The organism is Tepidimonas sp. (assembly GCF_046292505.1).
Lineage (GTDB): Bacteria > Pseudomonadota > Gammaproteobacteria > Burkholderiales > Burkholderiaceae_C > Tepidimonas.
The window spans coordinates 1-646 of record NZ_JBKBQX010000204.1; the positions used below are offsets into that span (position 1 = coordinate 1).

Annotated in this window: 1 protein-coding gene; it reads left to right on the forward strand. The window is 78.5% G+C overall.

Annotation, left to right across the window (positions count from 1 at the left end; all coding sequences use genetic code 11):
• Positions 1-145: 145 nt before the first annotated feature.
• The coding region (locus ACK4TH_RS12760) for an iron chelate uptake ABC transporter family permease subunit (protein WP_409626979.1) at positions 146-646 on the forward strand (501 nt) is incomplete at its 3' end.

Here is a 646-nt window from a genome sequence, read left to right on the forward strand (position 1 = left end):
GCCCCGGACCGCGCATGGCCGAGGCGGCGCGGCTGATGGCCGACTGCCTGGCGCGCGCCGCTGCGCCGGCGCAGCCGGCGGCCGCAGCCCCGGGAGGACGCCCGTGAACGCGCGCCGCGCCGCGGGGTTGCTGCTGGCGCTGCTCATGGCGGCGGCGGCGGGGCTGGTGCTGGCGGTCAGCGTCGGCAGCCTGGGGCTGGAGCCGGTGTGGGCGGTGTTGACGTCGCCGTCGGACGAGGCGCTGGCCGCCCAGATCGTCTGGGAGATTCGCCTGCCGCGGGCGCTGGGGGCCTGGGCCGCCGGGGCGTTGCTGGGCGTGGCGGGCGCGGTGGCCCAGGGGTTGTTCCGCAATCCGCTGGCCGACCCGTTCCTGCTCGGCGGCGCGGCCGGGGCGTCGCTGGCGGTGGCGCTCGCGCTGGTGGCGCTGGGCGGCTCGGCCGGCATGCTGGGCGGCGCCGGCGCACCGGGCTGGAGCGTGCTGTCGTCCAGCCTCTGGGTGCGGCTGGGTCTGACCGGGGCGGCGTTCGTCGGAGCGCTGGCGGCGGTGCTGTTGACGCTGGCGCTGGCGCGTGGCGTGCAGCACACGCTGCGGCTGCTGCTGGCGGTTTCGGGCCTGGTGATGGCGCTGGGCCAGTATGTGCTGCGG